The following is a 17209-nucleotide window of genomic DNA, read 5'->3' as shown; positions in this document are numbered from 1 at the left end:
CCGCCCCGACGACCCGACCCGCATGCGCGCCACCGAACGCATGGTCGGCCGTGTCGTCTTCGGGGAGGACGACGCCCTGAAGGCTGCCTCGTCGGCGGCGGAGTCGCCGCTGACATCGCCGTGCACACGACCGTGGACATCCGGGGAATGGACCGCTTCCTCGCGGGCCCGGAGCACGAGGCCGAGCTGCGCGGAGAGATCCTCTGCCAAGAACTGGGCGGGCGCCTTCCGGTTGAGCGCGGAACCTTCCAGCTGTTCGTGGAGCATTCCGACCGGCAGCACCTGCGGATGCGCTACCGCCTGTTCTTCACCGACCGGGCCGGTCACCGGCTCACCCTCATCGGGTACAAGGATGTCGACGAGGAGTCCGGAGCCGAGTCGGTGGCCGCGGGAAGCGTTCACATCCGCCTCGCCGACTTCCTGAAGCACCTCCGGAACTGGAAGCTCAGCGAGGTCGCGGACACAGAGGGCGTGGAGAAGCGGCCGGTGACCGAGCCGCCGCCGACCGTGCGGCTCATCGAGGAGCCCGTCGTGGTCGCGCGGCACGGTCAGGTGTGTGCGCATCCGATAACCTGACGTGCCGGTAGGGGCCTTGGGAAGGCCCCTACGCGACGTCCCAGTGGTAGTCGGTGTCCCACCGCCGGGCGGCCACCACCGCGGCACCGACGCAGATGGCTCCGAACAGAACGGGGACTGCTCTCGGGTTCACGCTTGCTGCTGGGCGCGAACGGTTTCATGGTCCGGGCTGGTCGCCGTGGTCGCCGACGGTGTGGTGCGGGGCCAGGTCCAGGCGTACCGCAGGATGAGGGCGAGAACGATCACTTCCAGTGCGACGCCAAGGCCGTAGAAGTACGTCCAGGACTCGCCCACCGCGTTGAATGCCGCGAAGGGGACCTGTACCGAGGCCACGATGAGGTTCGTGATGCGGTTCGCCCGGGCGGGCAGCGTCATCGACAGCACGACCATGAGGATCGGGATCGCCATGAGCACGAGGAAGACGGTCAACAACGTCTGGCTGATGTTGAACTCCCAGACGATGCCGCCCTCGATGTCATCGATGACGCCGGGCTTGAAGAAGGCGAGAATGTCCACGTAGACGTACAGGAACACGAAGCTTGTCCACGCTGCGGCGAGCTTGGCTCTCACCGGGATCCGCTGGTTTTCCAGCGCGGTCATGGTGGGTTGACGCGTTCTCATCGTAGGCTCCGTTGTCGTGGTGAGGACTGGTAGGCCCACGATCGCTGAGCCCGGCGGCGGGCACATCGACGTCGAGGCCGGACCCGCCTCGGCCGTTGGGAGGAGCGGCGTCTCGTTCTTTCGGTCGGTCCCCGACGCCTCGGCGGTCTCTAGGCTGGGTATGTGAACACCAACGCCCTGAGCTCGCTGTGGGCCGAGCCCCGTGCCACGGACGCTCCCGAACGGGTGCCGCGCGACTGGGTGCTGGTCGGGGTGTTGATGGTGACGGCGCTGCTGGAAGGAGTCCTCCGGGACGACGTCGCCTGGCGGCCGTTTGCGACGATCGTGGCGGTCGGACTCGCGCCGGTGCTGCTGTGGCGGCGTACCCACCCGTTGGCCTGTGTCGTGGTGGCCTGGGGCACCGCTATGGCGTTGGGACTGACGAGCCTGCTGGGCGGGGCCCCGAGGGTGGGCCTCGACACGATGATCTACATGCTGGTGCTCGTCTACGCGCTGGTCCGCTGGGGCTCAGGGCGCGAGATCGTGATCGGGCTGGCTGTGGTGGCGGGCGCTGCGGGAATCGGTACGGTCGCCGACTACACCGGGCCGGCCGACGTCATCGGCGGGTTCGCCGTCCTGGCGGCGGCGGCGGCGGCCGGAGCGGCCTTCCGCTACCGCGCCGAGAGCTGGCGCCGGGCGTTGGAGCAGAGCCGCACCCAGGAGCGCGTCGGCCTCGCGCGCGAGCTGCACGACATCGTCGCCCACCACGTCTCGGCGATCGCTGTGCAGGCGCAGGCGGGCCGGGCGATGGCCGGGCAGCGACCTGAAGCGGCGCTCGAGGCGCTGGTGGTCATCGAAGGGGAAGCGTCGCGGACGCTCGCGGAGATGCGGGCGATGGTCCGGGTGCTGCGCGACGGAGCGCCGGCGGAGCGCGCCCCCCAGCCCGGCGTTGCCGACCTGGTGTCCCTCGCCCGACGCGCCCCGGCCCCGGTCGTCGACGTAGAGTTGCCAGATGACATGGACGAACTTCCGCCCCAGGTCGACGCGGCGGTCTACCGGCTGGCGCAAGAGGCGCTGACCAACGCCCTGCGGCACGCCCGCAACGCCTCGCGTGTGGAGATCCGGGTCGTAGAGGGCGCGGGAAGGCTGCGACTACGCGTGACCGACGACGGACAGATCGACCCGGCACGGTCGGTGAACCACGGCTTCGGGCTGCTGGGGATGACCGAGCGCGTGCAGCTGCTCGGCGGCACGCTGCGTGCCGGGCCAGCGCCCGAGGGCGGGTGGACGGTCGACGCCGAAATGCCGACGAAGGTACGCCGATGACGGTACGCGTGCTGGTGGCCGACGACCAAGATCTGGTGCGCACCGGCCTGTCGATGATCCTTGACGCGCAGCCCGACATCGAGGTCGTCGGCCAGGCCGCCGACGGCCACGCCGCCGTCGAGCTGGCGCATCGGCTCCGCCCCGACGTGTGCCTGGTCGACATCCAGATGCCCGGGCTCGACGGCATCGAGGTCACCAAGCTCCTCGCAGGGCGGGGCGTCCCGGACCCGATCGCCGTAGTGGTGATCACGACATTCGACCTCGACGAGTACGTCCACGGCGCGCTCCGGGCCGGCGCCCGAGGCTTTCTGCTCAAGGACGCCGGGCCGGCGCTGCTCGTCCAGGCCGTCCATGCCGCCGCCGTCGGCGATGCCCTGATCGCGCCGAACATCACCCGACGGCTGCTGGCCACCCTCGCCGCCAGGGAACCGTCGAGCCGACGGACCCAACCGATCGAGCCGCTCACCGAACGCGAGGAGGAGGTGCTGACGCTGGTCGCCCGCGGCCGCACGAACGCCGAGATCGCCGCCGAGCTGTTCATCGGCTTGACGACCGCCAAGACCCACGTCGCCAGCCTGCTGACCAAAATCGGCGCCCGAAACAGGGTCGAGATCGCGATGTGGGCGTACGACACCGGCCGGGTGGGGGCCTGAACCTGGATCCGAGTCGCACGCCGGGCAGGGCGCCATGTGGACCTGGTTGCAGGTGCAGTCGTCGTTGTCACAGGTGGCCGGGCCAGGGCGCTCGTACGGCTTCCTCGGCACCACCGGCCGAGGGAGGCGTTCCTTGGGCGGCAGGGTGTCCACGTAGGCGCGGTAGTCCGGCCGCTCGCGGGTCGGGCATCCCTCGGGGCATGGTCCCGCCAGCCAGGGGTCGTGGCCCGAGATCGCGTCGTCGGCCTCGCACCGGGGAGCCACCCAGGGGTCGAAGACGGGCCGGTAGTAGCGCTCGCGGCGCAGGACCTTGGCGGCGTCGGTGTACGACTCCCCGGTCTCGGCCTTGCGGCGGCGGGTGGAGCCCTTGCGGGCGTGATGAGCAGGCATACGGCAACTCCATGAGCATCCAGATCATCTGAATGCGCCGGTGCCGTGCACCTTGTCCGAGCGCGCCAGCAGAGCTGGCAACGCGGGCCTGCGCAGGGCCCACCTCATGAAGAGGTTCACTGACCGTAGCAGCCCCCAGCCCACATGCCAGCTGGCTCGGGCGCAGTTCACTCCGCGGGGTGAAGCGGGGCCCGGGGGTCGCGCGTGACGAGGCACGTCCGGCACGATGCCGCACATGAGCGACCCCGAGGAGCCGCTGGCGGACTGGGCTCGGCGCCGCGAGGAGCGTCTCGCGGAACGGAGAGGGCGCCGACGCGCCGTTCCCTTGGCCGATGGCCCGCTTCGGGGCAGCCACCTCGCTCCGTGGGCGCCCCGCGCGATCGGGGAGTACGACGGACTGACCTGGAAACCGGTCACCGTCGCGGCGAACTCGGCCGAAGCGCAGGCGGCGTTTACTCAGCGAACCCAGTCGTTCGGCCTTCCATCTCAATGAACCTAGTCGTGCGGGCAATCGCACTGGGGGTTCTGGGTGGTCGTACCGGCTGGGGTGGATCTTGACGGTCTCTACGTCGAGCTGTCTTACGTGGACGCAGTATGCGAGCGACAGCGGCGTCCGCTGCTGGACTGTGCGACGGCCCGTTTCGAGGACGTAGCCCCCGTGCGGCCGTTTCGGTGGTCGCGTGGTGAGCGTCACTTCTCGGGCTGGTACTGGACGGCGACGACCGGGCAGCATGTCGGCTTCGAGTCGTGGCTGGAACGGGACCGGCTTCTGCTCATGGACTTCGACCTGAAGGTGACAGGGATCGCCTCGCAGCCCTTCCGGCTGCACTGGCACGACGGCCAGCGGGAGCGTCGGCACGCTCCGGACTACTTCGTGCGCTGCTTGGACGGCTCGGCAGTAGTGATCGATGTCCGCGCGGATGGACGGATCGAGCCGAAGGACGTGGAGGCGTTCGAGGCCACACGGGTGGCCCGCGCCCAGGCGGGATGGGGATTCCAGCGGGTCGGAGTGCCGGAGGCGGTGTTGCTGGCGAATGTCCGCCGGCTGTCGCGCTACCGGCATCCTCGTTGTCTTCACCACGCCACTGCGGACCACCTGCGTGAGGTCTTCGCGACGCCGGGGGCCGCTACTGCCCGGGGCAGACACGGCGGGTGACCGGCTCGCGACGCTGCACCGTCTGCTCGACCCCCCTCACGCACAAGGGCAGCGGACCTCGACGCCGGACGTGTTCCACGACCTGCCGCCAGGAGGCACTCCGCCTGCGCAAACAGGATCCGGTCCGCATCGCGACCAGACCGGCGCTTCAGTCTCACTCAATCCACAGTCCGTGAGGCGACCGCGTCAATCCCGGATGCCCGCAGCTTGCGGGCCAGGAGCTCCATCTCGGGCAGCGTCCCTGAGTACTGCCCGCTGAGGACCTGCTTCAGCACGACCTTGACGCCGTCCAGGCCGATGCCGAGTTCCGCCCGCAGCACGCGCATGACGGTGGCGTTGCCCGCCGGCCCGTTCACGCGCAACCTCGCGCGCCCGCGCTCGGAGAGCAGCCGGCTCCGCATTTCATCCGGCAGGTCACCGCCACAAACGGCCAGGGCGAACCCACAGGTCGAACACGTCGACTCAACATCCCACCGCAGCGTCTCGCCCACCAGCGCCTGCACTCCGCACCACTCCGCCGCGGCACCGCACCCCTGGCACACAGCGAAGTACCTGATGGACTCGACCAAGATCGACTGTTCCATAATTCCACCCCTCCCCAGAGAAGAGGCTAGGGGACAAGCCGAACGTCATTCGTGCCACCAGCACTCGGCATCCAACCTCGCCCTGCGCTCCACGGCCGCATCGATGCCTCACGAACCTGTCTCACCCCATCCAGTCCATGCAGGTCCACGCGATCCGGGCGACTGACTTCGCTGAGACAGGACAGCACCATTTCCTGGCCTCGCGGGAAGGCTTGCTCCAGGAGGACGAGCCGGAGCGCCGGACCCTCGCCGTGCTGCACCGGCACGTCGCCAAGCGCCTCGCCCGGGAAGGCCGCGACCCCGCATACATCATCAACGGACCGATCGGCCGGAACCTGCGCGCACTGCGCGGCGAACTGGAGTTCGTGCCGAGCCAGCTCGGTCTGTACGAGGCGATCTCCGAGCTGCCGGTGCGCCCGTACACGGTGATCGTGATGCGGTTCCTGATGGGGTACTCCACCAAGCAGGTCGCCCGGTACATGCACATCGACGAACGCACCGTGAACCACCACTGCCGCCGGGCCAAGGAACGCCTGGGCAGGAAGCTGGGCCTGCCCACCCATGCCGCCACCCGGCAGAAGGAAGGCCAGCAGTGACCCGCACCATCGACGACCTCCTGGAAGACGCCGCAGTCCCCGTCACAGGCAACCCCCGCTTCGATGTGGGCGCCGCCCTGCGGCGCCTCGCCGCCGACGCCGGCCGCAACTCGACACCGCCCTCCACCCACCTCGTCGGCGCCGCAAGGGCAGGCCGTCAGCCGTCGACCGTATGCCGGTGGGCGATCAACGCCCCCAGCGCCCCGGCCGACATCAGCCGCCTCGCCGACGCTCCCACCCGCGGCACCAAGGGCGAGTTCGACGAGGCCGGCGCCGCCGTCTTCGCCTGCCTGCTCTTCCTCACCGGCCATCCCGAGAGCGCCCAGTTCTGGTGGCAGCTGTCGGCCGGAGCCGGGAACCGGATCGCCGCCTACTGCCTCCACCTGCACCACCTCGCCCTCGGCGAGCACCGCGAAGCCGCCCACTGGCGCCACGAGGTCACCGCCACCACCACCGAAGGCGGCGGAATGGACGATGTCCTCCTGGACTGCCTGAGCGCCGCGGCCTCCTACGTCAGGAAGAACGGCTCTGTCGGCAGCACTCCCCCACCGGTCAGCTGGAAACGGAAGTCGATCGGCTCGCCGACGACGATGGCGGCATAACCGGCCCGTCCGACCGGCGCCTCGCCGATCGGCTACGCGAGTTCGCCAACCGCTGACCCCGCCGAACCACCCACACGTCACCACACCGAAGGGAGCCCTGCGGGCACCGCAGTGCCCGCAGGGCTCCCTTTCGCATCCCCGAGAAAGGACCCGCCCCATGGCCATCACCCACACCCCGTCCCCGCGCCCCCGTACGACGCGCGCCCGCCGCGGCCTGTTCCGGTGGGGGCGGCGCCAGCGCCGCGCCGCCGCTGGGTACTTCGTACGCGGCCTCGCCTACGGCTCCGGCATCACCACTGCGAGCGCCGTCGGGTACTGGCTCCAGCAGCTCCTATGACAGCCTCGTGCACCCGCTCCGCGCCGGCACGGATACGCGGTACGCGGTACGCATCAGCAGAGCCCCAGAATCCTCACGCTGCACGCGGGACCCTCACTCGGCGCTGGTCGGCTTTCAGTAGGTCCGCGCATTGCGTTCTCACGCCCATTCGCCCCGGCCGCTTCGTCTGCCCTGGCATGCGGTGCTCGCCCTGAACGACCGCCACGCACCCCGCACGACTCACTGCCCGCGGTCGATCACCTCATTCCCCCACACGCGAAAATCTATATCAGCCAGAGTAGACATTGAAGGCTCGTGGGGCTACGGTTTCTCTCGTAACCAAGAAGGACAGCAGGGCCTGGCAGAGATGAACTGCCGGCAAGCGGTATCAGCAGTACCCGCAGTTGCAGGACGGTACGGCGGTGGAGTTCCGAAGCCAGGGTTGTTGCAGAACGGCGACGGGACTGACGGCCGGACCGGGCGGCCCGCAGTGATCAGGGGCCGCCGCAGCGGGACCGCGGTCATGGCAGATGCGGTACCCGTAAGTGCAGTACGCAGTACCCAGCAGTGAAGCAAGCGAGCAGTACCCCTGGTGAAGGCGTCGGCTGCGGACGCGCGCACCGGGAGGTTCGGCAGCGGGGTTCCAAGCCAGAGCATGCAGGACGGGCAACAGGGCCGGCCGCCGAAGAGTGGTGCTGACACAGACCACGGAGCAGTTCGTACCACCAGCAGTACCCGCAGTAGATCAGTACCAACAGTGCAGTACCCCAGTGTTAAGCAGTTGATCACCGAGGAATGAACGGAGGGGCGAAGCACCATCGGATCGCCCGGACGCAAGCAATGAGTCCGGGTACCGCAGGACATCGATAGTGAGGTGGTCTCCGGTCAAGCAACTGCGATCCCCGCATCCCCGACAGCAGCCAGGTCGGGGCGGCGGACACAGAAGGCCGGCGCAGTATCAGGGCCGGCAGATGGTGTAGTAGTTCCTTCGGGGCCCTGGTGCCGTACGGCACCAGGGCCCCTCCACGCGTTCCAGAGAGAGGTGCCAATGACAGCAGACGACTCGCACGACCGTCTCGACGACGACGACTACCCCGCCTACACCATGGGCCGGGCCGCCGAGATGCTCGGCACCACCCCCGCCTTCCTACGTGCTCTGGGCACACACCGACTGATCACCCCGCTGCGTTCCGAGGGCGGCCACCGCCGCTACTCCCGCTACCAGCTGCGCATCGCCGCCCGCGCCCGCGAACTCGTCGACCAGGGCACCGCCGTCGAGGCCGCCTGTCGCATCATCGTCCTCGAGGACCAGCTCGAAGAGGCCCAGCGCATCAATGCCGAATACCGCCGCGCCGCTGAAGCGGCTGAGCCGCCGCCCGCAGCCTGAGACGGTGCCACGCCCGGCCGGATGCCGGGATGGGCTACGGCACCGGCCTGAGCGCCGCCAACCTGCTCGGCGACTGGATCCAGCAGCTGCTGTGACCACCCGCCTCCAGGACTGGCTGGCACCACCCGGCCGGGCCCGCTCATCTACGCGACCCGCAAGACACCCGCTGAGCAAGAACCCTGGCGAAGCGCCAGCTCACCCCACCGGGTTATCGAGGTGCCGCAGGAATCATGATCGCCTCTCTCCACACGTTCAGCTGCGCCGCGTCCACGGGTTTCATCTCGCCCTGATACAGCTGCGCGTGACCGCCCTTCACGGCGTCAGCCCACGCGTTGGTGGCGAAGACGTACGTGCTGCCCTCCTTGAGCGGATGGGTGCTTCCCTCGTCCAACCCGTAGGTGACCCGCACGGTGCCGTGCAGGTTCCCCCGCAGAACCGAGGCGACCTCGACTCGGCAGACGTCTCGAGTCCACCCCTCGATGCTCCGTTGCTCCTCGAACTCCACCACGCGCCCGGTGAACACGTTCTCGGTGTGGGGCGCCGTGCTCGCCGGGCTGGTGGCGTCGTAGCTGGGGGGCCCACTTGCCATAAACGTCCCGCCACTTGTCCGTGACGCTGTTGGCATCCCGCCACTCCACGTCGGCGTACGACGTCGCCCCGTCGGCCTTCTCAGCAGGGTGTTTCGGCTGACTCGGACTCCGAAGGCGTCCGACATTCGGGCGTCGGCCCGAACCGCGAGCGCGAGACCGACCGAGAGGAGCGTCGATCGCAGCCGTTCCGTCCGGCGAGCGAATCGACGGGTGAGGCCGGGCACCTGCTCGGTAAACGTCCTACGCGGGCAGGAGCCCTCAGCGCAGACGAACCGGCGCACCCGCAACGACATGACGACGAGCATGCCCGACGTGGGTAGATCTCGGGGAAAGCGCAGGTAAGAGCCGTGTATCCGACTCGACCAGCACCCGCAGCCCGGACAGGCCGCCCGCCTGGCCACAAGAAGTGGACCAGAGCCTAAGTTTTGAGAGCGCCTGGATGCTCGCTTCGGGACCCTGGTTGTGCTCAAAAACACCTACTCAGGCGTGCCCGGTGGTCGGCTCCCACAGCGGGCGGGCAAGCCCAGTCCCGTCGCAGTGGAAGCACCGGCCACCCCCTGGTGTGCTGCGGGCGCCGATGGTGCCGGTGGCGTCCTGGAAGAGCCGGGTGAGGCCAGCGGTGGGTCGGCGGCTGCGGCGAAGGACAGGAGTCCAGCGGAAGGGCGAACGCGGGAGAGCCGTTCACGAGAAGTGGATGGCGAGAGGGTGCAAAGAAGCGCGCCCTTCCTGCGGCGTGCCGCCGTGCACCGTCTCTGCGGTCAGTTGGTGCCGATCAGTGCCGTGCGTGCGGCGGTGAGGATCTCGTCGGAGAGCGGGGTGCCGTTGGTGGCTCGGGACAGGACGAGTGCGCCGAGCATGGTGCACAGCCGGGTGATGCCGTCCTGGTCCTTGGTGGCGAGGAAGTCGGCGAAGTCGCCCACCCCCTGGGTATAGACGCGGCGGGCCTCGGTCTCTCCTCCGTCGCGGGCCATGTCGGTGGCGAGTGCGGCGGCGGGGCAGCCGTCAGCCGGGCTGTCGCGGTGCTCAACGGAGAGGTAGGCGTCGATCAGCGCCCGCTGGGCGGCGTCGCGCTGCCCGGCGTACTGATCGAGCCCGTCCTTGTGGTGCTGGGCCAGTTCGGCGAACGCATGGGCGGTGGCTTCGTCGATGAGGGCCTCCTTGGAAGCGAACTGCTTGTAGAAGCCGCCGTGGGTCAGGCCGGCCGACTTCATGAGGTCGGCGACGCTCAGGTGGGTGCCCTGCTCCCGGAGCAGCCGGGAGGCGGTCTCCACGACCCGTCGGCGGTTCTCCTGTGCCTGTGCCTGCGATACGCGGCCCATCAGTCACCCCTCCCAGTTGGATGTCGAGTGAAATCTATTCTAGACTGAGATTTAGATGACGGATGCAATCTATCGTGCGGTTCGTCGCCGCCCTCAACGCTGGGAGTGCTCATGGAACTGAAGGACGCGGTCGCGGTGGTCACCGGCGCCAACCGGGGGCTCGGGCGGCATCTGGCCGCCCAGCTCGTGGAGCGCGGGGCCAAGGTGTACGCGGCGGCCCGCCGCCCCGAGATGGTGGACCTGGCCGGGGCCGTCCCGCTGCGGCTCGACGTGACGGACGCGGAGTCGATCCGGGAGGCGGCCCGCACCGCTTCCGACGCGACGCTGCTGGTGAACAACGCCGGCATCTCCACCGGCACGCCGCTGATCGCGGGCGGCTTGGACGCGGTGCGCCTGGAGATGGAGGTGAACTTCTTCGGCCCGCTCGCCGTGACCCGGGCCTTCGCCCCGGTCATCGAGTCCAACGACGGCGGCGCCGTGCTCAACGTGCTGTCCGTCCTGTCCTGGCTGCACCCGGCCGGCCTCGGCTCCTACGCCGCGGCGAAGGCCGCCGCCTGGGCGCTGACCGGTGCGGTCCGGGAGGAGCTGGCGCCCCGCGGCATCGCCGTGACGGCGCTGCACGTCGGATACATGGACACCGACATGGCCGCCGGTGTTCCCGCCGACCAGAAGACCGACCCCGCGGAGGTCGCCGCCCAGGCCCTGTTCGGCATCGAGACGGGCCTGCCCGAGATCCTCGCCGACGAGACCACCCGGCACGTGAAGCAGAGCCTGGCCGCCGCGCCGAATGCGGGGTGAGGCGCCCCGCCGCATCGGCGCGGAGCCCTCTGAATCAGCAGTACACAGGAGAAAGTATCTCGTACCGGAGCAAGCCCGGAGCGAGCGGAGATCCCGTCCCTCTGCGGGCGGAAAACGGAGATGACGATGAAGGCGTATCTGATCGAGAAGTACGGTGACCAGTCCGCGGTGCGCGCCGCCAAGATGCCCGATCCGAAGCCGGGCGCCGACGACGTGCTGGTCAAGATCCACGCGGCGAGCGTCAACCCGCTGGACTTCAAGATCCGCGACGGCGACTTCAAGCGCATCCTCCCGTACCGCCTGCCTCTCGTACTCGGCAACGACCTCGCCGGAGTGGTGGTCAAGGTCGGCTCGGCCGTCACCCGCTTCGCGGTGGGCGACGAGGTCTACGCCCGGCCCGACAAGGGCCGCATCGGCACCTTCGCCGAACTCATCGCCGTCCACCAGAACGACCTGGCCCACAAGCCGACCACCCTCACCATGACGGAGGCCGCCTCCCTTCCCCTGGTCGCCCTCACCTCATGGCAGGCACTGGTCGAGAAGGCACAGGTCCGGCCGGGCCAGAAGGTCCTCATCCATGCGGGCTCCGGCGGAGTGGGCACCATCGCCCTCCAACTGGCCAGGCACCTGGGCGCACACGTGGCCACCACCGCGAGCGCGGCCAACACCGCCCTGGTCAAGGAACTCGGCGCGGACGTCGTCATCGACTACCGCGCCCAGGACTTCGAGGAGGTCCTGGACGGCTACGACGTCGTCCTGGACACCCTCGGCGGCAAGACCCTGGAGAAGTCCCTGCGCATCCTCAAGCCCGGCGGGAAGGTCATCAGCATCGCCGGGCCCCCCGACGCGGCCTTCGCCCGCGAGCTCGGCGCGAACCCAGTCCTGCGCCAGGCGATGAACGCGCTGAGCTTCACGACCCGGCGCCACGCCAAACGCCGGGGCGTGACGTACTCCTTCCTGTTCATGAAGGCCGACGGCGAGCAGCTGCGCGAGATCACCCGGCTCGTCGACGCCGGGAAGATCCGCCCCGTCGTCGACCGTGTCTTCCCCTTCGAGCAGACCCGCGAAGCCATGGAGTACGCCGAGAAGGGCAGCGCCAAGGCCGGCAAGGTCGTCATTGCGATGGCGTGAGGGCCGGGGACTCGCCACACCACCGACAGGCCCCGGGCAGCGAGAGGATCCCGCCCCCCACCACCACCCCTCCCTTCACACCCCCAGGAACCGATCATGAGCGCACCGCGCAGTTCCCCCACCCCCACGCCCGCCCCGTCGTCGTCGTCGTACAAAGATGCACCGACCCGTTCGGTGTCCGTTCGCGGCGTCGACTTCGTCTACCGGCAGCTCGGCCCGGAAGGAGACGACGTACCACTGATCCTGCTCCACCACCTGACCGCGGTCCTGGACAACTGGGACCCCCGCGTCGTCGATGGACTCGCCGCCCGGCGCCAGGTGATCGCCTTCGACAACCGCGGAGTCGGCGCGTCGGGCGGCTCCACCCCCGACACCATCGAAGCGATGGCCCGCGACGCGGTGCTGTTCATCCGAGCCCTGGGCTTCGAGCAGGTCGACCTGCTCGGCCTGTCGATGGGCGGCTTCATCGCCCAGGTCATCGCAGCCGAGGAACCGCAGCTGGTGCGCAGGATCGTCCTCGCGGGCACCGGCCCCGCCGGAGGTCCCGGCATCGACAAGGTCACCGCACTCACCCTCCGGGACATCCTGAAGGGTTTCCTGACCCGCAAGGACCCCAAGCAGTTCCTCTTCTTCACCGACACCGAACACGGTCGACGCGAAGCACGCGCCTTCCTGGAACGGCTGAAGGAACGCACCAGCGACCGCGACAGGGCCATCTCGCTGACCTCGTTCCGTGCCCAGCTCAAGGCCATCCATCGATGGGGCCTGCAGGCGCCGGCGGACCTGTCCCGCATCCACCAGCCAGTCCTGGTGGCCAACGGCGAGAGCGACAGGATGGTGCCGAGCGAGAACACCCTTGACCTCGCCGCACGCCTGCCCCGGAGCGAACTCATCCCCCTCTACCCGGACGCCGGACACGGCGGGATCTTCCAGTTCCACAACGAGTTCGTGGCCAGAGCCCTCGCATTCCTCGAAGCACGGCCCGACGCCTGACGCCACCTCCCTCCGCCGCCTCGCCCCGGGCGCAAGGGGGCAAGGCGGGCCCGGGCGAGCCAGCCTGCCCCGATCAGACGCCTCCTGTACGCCGGCATTCCCATCGGCACCTCTTGATCGTCGTTCCGGAGCCTCGGTAAACGCCTGGGGTGGATGCACGGAGGACGGTTCCGTCCTTGGTGATGCCGATGGCCGTGATGACTACGACCGCGCCTGCGAGGTGGAGGACCGGGCCGGCGTGATCGCCGTGAGTGCGGGTGCCGTCACTGCGCTTGTCCTGGCCGACGAACCTGCAAAGACGTGCTTCCTGCCGGAGAAGCTTCTGTTCGTGCGGTGGCTGGCCGCGCACTCCGAGGCCGAGTTGTTCACGGCAGCCGAGGTGGTCCTGGCCGATCCGGACGCCGCTTGGGAGGACGGCGGACTGTGGGTCAACGATGGCCCGGCGGTCTTGATGGATTCGGCCGAAGCGGGCGCCGATCTGGGAGTGGACTATCCCCACGGCGGCCAACCGGACCAGGCACCAGTGCAGCTCCCAGCAGGCCAGTGGAGAGTGCGTGCGGTCCATAAGAGCGGCAAGTTTCCATGGGTCGGCTTGGTGCAGCTCGTCGCCGAGGACGGTCGCTCCTGACGCTCAGCACCCTGCCACTCAAACTTCGGTGGCAATCGGTCAAAGTTCGGAGGCCGGCGTGTACCGGCCGGTCGGGCGGTCAGACGGTCAGGGCCGCAAGCTCCGCGTTGGCGCGCTCGGTGACCAGGGCGAGGACGCGGCCGGCGGCGGCCAGGTCCTCGGCCGGTATCCCGCCCCAGACGCGGGCGCCGATGGGGGGCGGCCTCCGCGACGACGGCGGCGAGCAGTTCGCGCCCCGCATCCGTGGGGCGCAGGTGCGCGCCGTCCGCGACGAGCCAAGCAGGGCGCGGTGGGCGCCATCATGTGGACGACGGAGGCCGGCCACGCCACGGAGAACGCTCTCCTGGCCGGCGTATGGCACGCGAGAGTCGAGAGGCCCAGGCAGAGGACAACCCCCAGGTCGCTGACCTGGGGCATGGATGAACGTCGGTTAGCGTCCGAGGAACCTTTCGAGCACTGTCGCCAGGGCCTCTGGGCTCTCATCCGGGGCGAAGTGGCCGGCGTCGTCGAAGACCTCGAGCTCGGCGTTGGGATACCACTGCAGCCAGGTGGACCGCATGGTTTCAGGGCTCATCGCCGGGTCGTTCGCACCGGCCACGACAAGCACCGGGATGGGATTTCCCTCGACCCGCTCGTGGATGTCGGGGCCGCGTGTCCAGGATTCGAGGTATGAGCGCAGGGCCGCCTGCGAGGAGCGTTCCGAGCCGTTCACTCTGGCGTCCAGCCACGCGTCGTCGTGCTGACCGCCGGTGGTGACGTCGAAGATCGTCCTGCGGTTGCCGGACTCCTCCACGGCCCCGGCGAACAGCTCCCACATCTCTCCTTCGAGCGGGAACCCGGACGCGGGCACCGGCGAGATGCCGACGATCGAGCGGATCCGCGAGGGGGCGTCCAGCAGCATCTGCTGGGCCGCCTTGCCGCCCATGGAGTGGCCGATGACCGAGAAGGTGTCCCAGCCGAGGTCGTCGGCCACAGCGAGGGCGTCCGCCGCGATCTCCTCCATCGTGTACGTGCCAAGGGTCTCCAACGCCTCGCCGTACCCGCGGCAGTCCACGAACGCGTAGCTGAATGCGCCCCCGTCCAGGTGCTGCCGCAGACGGACGAAACTCGACCTGTCACTGAGCCAGTGGTGAAGCGCCAGGACTCGTTTCGGACCGCTGCCCTGCACCTCGTACGGAATGACGAGTCCTGCTGCTTGATTAGTCACAGCGTTGGGCCTTCCCCTCCCGGCCATGCCCGGAATCCTGTCGACTCGAGGCTTCGCCCCAGCGGCGTACAGGCAGTCGACGGTGATCAGGCCCCTACCCCCAGGCAGGCGGCGAGGACCTGTTCCGGGATGTCGAGATCGTGGGCGACCTGCACCTGTCGGTCGGATCTCGTGACCCTGCGGCGAAATCCACTGGTGTGAACGTTCCTCGGATTGCTGGGATGGGGACATGAGTCTCTTGCCTACGGGGCCGACCGAGGTCGTCGTCCCCGTCATCGTCCGCGATCTGACGTCCGCCGATCTTCCGGCCTGCTCATGGTCCGGCTCGGCGACCCATATGGTCCAGGTCGCCCGGGAGTTGGAGCGTGCGGCGGCCGGGGAGGTGGACTACCTGGCGGTCTGCACCCCGGCCGGTCTGCCGGTGGCGATCGGCGGCGTCGACTACCAGGTGGCGGTCGGCGCCGGCACGCTGTGGCAGCTCGGGGTGCTCCCGGCCCTGCAGTCGTGCGGTCTGGGCACCGTACTGATCCGGGCCGCGGAGGAACGCGTCAGGTCACGCGGCCTGCGGCGGGCCGAGCTGGGGGTGGAGGAGAGCAACCCGCGGGCCCGGGCGCTGTACGAGCGCTTGGGGTACGTCGCCTATGGCCGTAAGCCGGACGCCTGGGATGTGGAGGCGCCGGACGGCACGCTCCGCCGGTACGAGACCATGTGCACCCTGATGCGCAAGGACTTGCCGTAAGGGGGACGGGCCATGGCCTTGGAAGTGTGGACCTCGGTCTTCTCACTCACCGGTGTCGCGATGGGCGGTGGTCTGACGGCCCTCTCCCAGCGGTCCGCGGAGCGAGCTGAGGAGCGACTCCGCGTGGAGGCCGCGGCGGAGAGCCGTCGAGCGGAACACAGCTCGACGCCCTCAAGGAGTTCATCGCGAGCGCGGCCGAAGCCGAACGGGCCGCCTGTCGCCGTCCTGAGCGTTGGGGTGACGCCCAGGACGGCTGGATGACGCAGACGCAGGCGGGCGCCACCTGATCAATCTCGCGTACCCGGCTTCTGGGCTCGCCGGCCGAGGCCGAGGACGCCGTCCAGGAGACCCACACCCGCTGGTACGCCATGTCACGGCAGGAGCAGGACGCCATCGAGAACCCCGGAGCCTGGCTGACGACGGTCGCCGGCCGCATCTACCTCAACTTGCCCGGCTCGGCACGGGCCAGGCGGGAGACCTACGTGGGCGAATGGATCCCTGAGCCAATGCCCGCGCATTCGGAGTGGATCGGCGGTCGGGCGGACGGCGCGACGGCCGATCCGGCCGACCGGATCACCCTGCACGAGTCGGTCAACCTGGCCTTCCTGGTCGTGCTCGAATCGATGACCCCGGCCGAACGCGTCGCGTTCATCCTGCACGACGTCTTCTGCCACTCGTTCGCCGAGGTGGCCGAGGTCGTCGGCCGTACCCCGGCGGCCTGTCGTCAGCTGGCCTCCTCGGCCAGCCGACGCATCCGGGACGCTCGGCTTCCACGACTGCGGCAGCCCAACGTCCCGCCGTCGTCAGGGACTTCAAGCAAGCCTGGGAGGCGAAGGACACCGACGCCCTGATCGGCCCGCTCGACCCCGACGCCACGGCGATCGCCGACGGCGGCGGCCGCGCCATCACCTTCCCGCACCCCATCGAAGGCGCTGAGCAGATCGCGCACGCCTGGCGAGAGACCGCCCGCCACAAGCCCGACACCATGACGTTCCTTGAGCGTACGGTGAACGGCCAGCCAGGTCTGGTGGCTCAGCAGGACGGCGTCGTCGTGTCGGTATACGCGTTCGAGGTCGCGGACGACCGGATCAAGCACATCAGGGTCGTACGCACCCCTGAGAAGCTCCATCGCTGGAGGACGGGTTGAGGCGCGCCCCAGAGCCTCGTCTCGGCCGCGACGCCGGGAGGGCCGAGACCCGTACGTTCCGGGCGCCCGCAGCTCGCGGTAAGTGCGCAGACTCGGCGAACGGCGCGGACACGTTCTGAACTCAAGGAGTGAGGAGTTCGATGATGCCTGCTTCACCCGCTTCGAGGCTGTGTCAGCCTGCGCATGCCCCACGGGGGCCACGCAATGATCCGCCACGCCCGCCAGTGGCAGCGCATCGCCGCCGAGGCGACCACCGGACTTCTCGGGCTCACGCCTCTCCCCGCCCCACTCGCGCAAAGCGACACCTGGGCAGGCACTCCGACCCTCTGGACACCCTGACCTGTGCCGGCCACCGGCAGGCTCTCAACAGCGGCCACCCAGGCACCGCGCAGCTCCGGCGAGAGGCCGAACTCCGGGCCCAGACCGCACTGGCGGCAAAGCGTCGTACGGCGGGCTCACATCCGCCACAGG

19 protein-coding genes and 3 pseudogenes are annotated in these 17209 nt (G+C 69.3%); 15 read left to right on the top strand and 7 right to left on the bottom strand.

Annotated elements, in window-relative coordinates; all coding sequences use genetic code 11:
* The first annotated feature begins 120 nt into the window (after window positions 1–120).
* The gene (locus ACN9M0_RS35665) at window positions 121–576 is read left to right on the top strand and encodes a hypothetical protein (protein ID WP_366042228.1); all 456 of its coding nucleotides are present in this window, start codon (window positions 121–123) and stop codon (window positions 574–576) included.
* Between the two features lie 129 nt (window positions 577–705).
* Here the strand turns inward: ACN9M0_RS35665 and ACN9M0_RS35660 are convergent, their stop codons facing one another.
* Window positions 706–1176: a DUF6326 family protein gene (locus ACN9M0_RS35660; protein WP_426404937.1), complete on the bottom strand. Its 471-nt coding sequence runs from the start codon at window positions 1174–1176 to the stop codon at window positions 706–708.
* A 183-nt stretch (window positions 1177–1359) separates the two neighbouring features.
* On the opposite strand from ACN9M0_RS35660, the gene ACN9M0_RS35655 reads away from it, so the two are divergent.
* The 4 genes from ACN9M0_RS35655 (at window position 1360) to ACN9M0_RS35640 (ending at window position 4701) form a co-directional block, all read left to right on the top strand.
* Window positions 1360–2502, top strand: a complete 1143-nt coding sequence (locus ACN9M0_RS35655; protein ID WP_426404936.1) for a sensor histidine kinase — start codon at window positions 1360–1362, stop codon at window positions 2500–2502.
* A complete protein-coding gene (locus ACN9M0_RS35650; protein ID WP_366042242.1) occupies window positions 2499–3155 on the top strand; it encodes a response regulator transcription factor in 657 nt (218 codons plus the stop codon). Before ACN9M0_RS35655 ends, ACN9M0_RS35650 begins: the two co-directional genes overlap by 4 nt.
* A 616-nt stretch (window positions 3156–3771) precedes the next feature.
* Entirely contained in the window at window positions 3772–4038 is a 267-nt protein-coding gene (locus ACN9M0_RS35645) for a DUF6087 family protein (RefSeq protein WP_366042225.1), read from the top strand.
* Window positions 4039–4203: 165 nt separating this feature from the next.
* Entirely contained in the window at window positions 4204–4701 is a 498-nt protein-coding gene (locus tag ACN9M0_RS35640) for a TnsA-like heteromeric transposase endonuclease subunit (RefSeq protein WP_366042224.1), read from the top strand.
* A 158-nt stretch (window positions 4702–4859) separates the two neighbouring features.
* On the opposite strand, the gene ACN9M0_RS35635 is transcribed toward ACN9M0_RS35640, so the two are convergent.
* Entirely contained in the window at window positions 4860–5285 is a 426-nt protein-coding gene (locus ACN9M0_RS35635) for a hypothetical protein (protein WP_366042223.1), read from the bottom strand.
* A gap of 212 nt (window positions 5286–5497) precedes the next feature.
* Here ACN9M0_RS35635 and ACN9M0_RS35630 point away from each other — a divergent pair, with 212 nt between their 5' ends.
* The 4 genes from ACN9M0_RS35630 (at window position 5498) to ACN9M0_RS35615 (ending at window position 8186) form a co-directional block, all read left to right on the top strand.
* On the top strand, window positions 5498–5881 hold the full coding sequence (locus tag ACN9M0_RS35630) for a sigma-70 region 4 domain-containing protein (RefSeq protein ID WP_366042222.1): 384 nt from the start codon (window positions 5498–5500) through the stop codon (window positions 5879–5881).
* Complete coding sequence (locus ACN9M0_RS35625) at window positions 5878–6483, top strand: hypothetical protein (RefSeq protein ID WP_366042221.1); 606 nt, start codon at window positions 5878–5880, stop codon at window positions 6481–6483. Before ACN9M0_RS35630 ends, ACN9M0_RS35625 begins: the two co-directional genes overlap by 4 nt.
* 157 nt (window positions 6484–6640) lie before the next feature.
* Window positions 6641–6820: a hypothetical protein gene (locus ACN9M0_RS35620; protein WP_366042220.1), complete on the top strand. Its 180-nt coding sequence runs from the start codon at window positions 6641–6643 to the stop codon at window positions 6818–6820.
* Between the two features lie 1027 nt (window positions 6821–7847).
* Complete coding sequence (locus tag ACN9M0_RS35615; protein ID WP_366039363.1) at window positions 7848–8186, top strand: MerR family transcriptional regulator; 339 nt, start codon at window positions 7848–7850, stop codon at window positions 8184–8186.
* A gap of 208 nt (window positions 8187–8394) precedes the next feature.
* Here the strand turns inward: ACN9M0_RS35615 and ACN9M0_RS35610 are convergent, their stop codons facing one another.
* The 3 genes and pseudogenes from ACN9M0_RS35610 to ACN9M0_RS35600 form a co-directional block, all read right to left on the bottom strand.
* Complete coding sequence (locus ACN9M0_RS35610) at window positions 8395–8709, bottom strand: hypothetical protein (protein WP_426405407.1); 315 nt, start codon at window positions 8707–8709, stop codon at window positions 8395–8397.
* 336 nt (window positions 8710–9045) lie between these two features.
* Window positions 9046–9177, bottom strand: a pseudogene (locus tag ACN9M0_RS35605) (transposase family protein); the annotation flags it as partial.
* Window positions 9178–9534: 357 nt separating this feature from the next.
* Window positions 9535–10095, bottom strand: coding sequence for a TetR/AcrR family transcriptional regulator (locus tag ACN9M0_RS35600; protein ID WP_426404935.1), 561 nt, complete (start codon window positions 10093–10095; stop codon window positions 9535–9537).
* Between the two features lie 111 nt (window positions 10096–10206).
* On the opposite strand from ACN9M0_RS35600, the gene ACN9M0_RS35595 reads away from it, so the two are divergent.
* From ACN9M0_RS35595 to ACN9M0_RS35580, 4 genes are all read left to right on the top strand, one after another.
* Window positions 10207–10893, top strand: a complete 687-nt coding sequence (locus ACN9M0_RS35595; RefSeq protein WP_426404934.1) for an SDR family oxidoreductase — start codon at window positions 10207–10209, stop codon at window positions 10891–10893.
* Between the two features lie 126 nt (window positions 10894–11019).
* Window positions 11020–12024, top strand: a complete 1005-nt coding sequence (locus ACN9M0_RS35590; protein WP_426405378.1) for an NADP-dependent oxidoreductase — start codon at window positions 11020–11022, stop codon at window positions 12022–12024.
* A 174-nt stretch (window positions 12025–12198) separates the two neighbouring features.
* Entirely contained in the window at window positions 12199–13017 is an 819-nt protein-coding gene (locus ACN9M0_RS35585; RefSeq protein WP_426404933.1) for an alpha/beta fold hydrolase, read from the top strand.
* A gap of 64 nt (window positions 13018–13081) precedes the next feature.
* Window positions 13082–13645 carry an Imm21 family immunity protein gene (locus tag ACN9M0_RS35580; protein WP_426405377.1) on the top strand — a complete coding sequence of 188 codons (564 nt, stop codon included), beginning with the start codon at window positions 13082–13084 and terminating at the stop codon, window positions 13643–13645.
* A 79-nt stretch (window positions 13646–13724) separates the two neighbouring features.
* Here the strand turns inward: ACN9M0_RS35580 and ACN9M0_RS35575 are convergent.
* Together ACN9M0_RS35575 and ACN9M0_RS35570 are read right to left on the bottom strand one after the other, a co-directional pair.
* Window positions 13725–13920 (bottom strand): annotated as a pseudogene (locus ACN9M0_RS35575) (MarR family transcriptional regulator); the annotation flags it as partial.
* A 155-nt stretch (window positions 13921–14075) separates the two neighbouring features.
* A complete protein-coding gene (locus tag ACN9M0_RS35570) occupies window positions 14076–14813 on the bottom strand; it encodes an alpha/beta fold hydrolase (RefSeq protein WP_426405376.1) in 738 nt (245 codons plus the stop codon).
* A 268-nt stretch (window positions 14814–15081) separates the two neighbouring features.
* Between ACN9M0_RS35570 and ACN9M0_RS35565 the strand changes: the two genes are divergently transcribed.
* Both ACN9M0_RS35565 and ACN9M0_RS35560 read left to right on the top strand, forming a co-directional pair.
* Complete coding sequence (locus ACN9M0_RS35565) at window positions 15082–15591, top strand: GNAT family N-acetyltransferase (protein ID WP_366039357.1); 510 nt, start codon at window positions 15082–15084, stop codon at window positions 15589–15591.
* Window positions 15592–15844: 253 nt separating this feature from the next.
* A pseudogene (locus tag ACN9M0_RS35560) lies at window positions 15845–16738 on the top strand (sigma factor).
* Window positions 16739–17209 lie beyond the last annotated feature (471 nt).

The organism is Streptomyces sp. R-07, from assembly GCF_049913175.1.
Taxonomy (GTDB): Bacteria; Actinomycetota; Actinomycetes; order Streptomycetales; family Streptomycetaceae; genus Streptomyces.
This window is presented reverse-complemented; position numbering and strand designations above follow the sequence as displayed.

Coding starts and splice junctions, on each gene's coding strand:
- ACN9M0_RS35660 (WP_426404937.1), bottom strand. CDS start 1,176: ATGACCGCGCTGGAAAACCAGCGGATCCCGGTGAGAGCCAAGCTCGCC.
- ACN9M0_RS35650 (WP_366042242.1), top strand. CDS start 2,499: ATGACGGTACGCGTGCTGGTGGCCGACGACCAAGATCTGGTGCGCACC.
- ACN9M0_RS35645 (WP_366042225.1), top strand. CDS start 3,772: ATGCCGCACATGAGCGACCCCGAGGAGCCGCTGGCGGACTGGGCTCGG.
- ACN9M0_RS35635 (WP_366042223.1), bottom strand. CDS start 5,285: ATGGAACAGTCGATCTTGGTCGAGTCCATCAGGTACTTCGCTGTGTGC.
- ACN9M0_RS35620 (WP_366042220.1), top strand. CDS start 6,641: ATGGCCATCACCCACACCCCGTCCCCGCGCCCCCGTACGACGCGCGCC.
- ACN9M0_RS35615 (WP_366039363.1), top strand. CDS start 7,848: ATGACAGCAGACGACTCGCACGACCGTCTCGACGACGACGACTACCCC.
- ACN9M0_RS35600 (WP_426404935.1), bottom strand. CDS start 10,095: ATGGGCCGCGTATCGCAGGCACAGGCACAGGAGAACCGCCGACGGGTC.
- ACN9M0_RS35595 (WP_426404934.1), top strand. CDS start 10,207: ATGGAACTGAAGGACGCGGTCGCGGTGGTCACCGGCGCCAACCGGGGG.
- ACN9M0_RS35590 (WP_426405378.1), top strand. CDS start 11,020: ATGAAGGCGTATCTGATCGAGAAGTACGGTGACCAGTCCGCGGTGCGC.
- ACN9M0_RS35565 (WP_366039357.1), top strand. CDS start 15,082: ATGAGTCTCTTGCCTACGGGGCCGACCGAGGTCGTCGTCCCCGTCATC.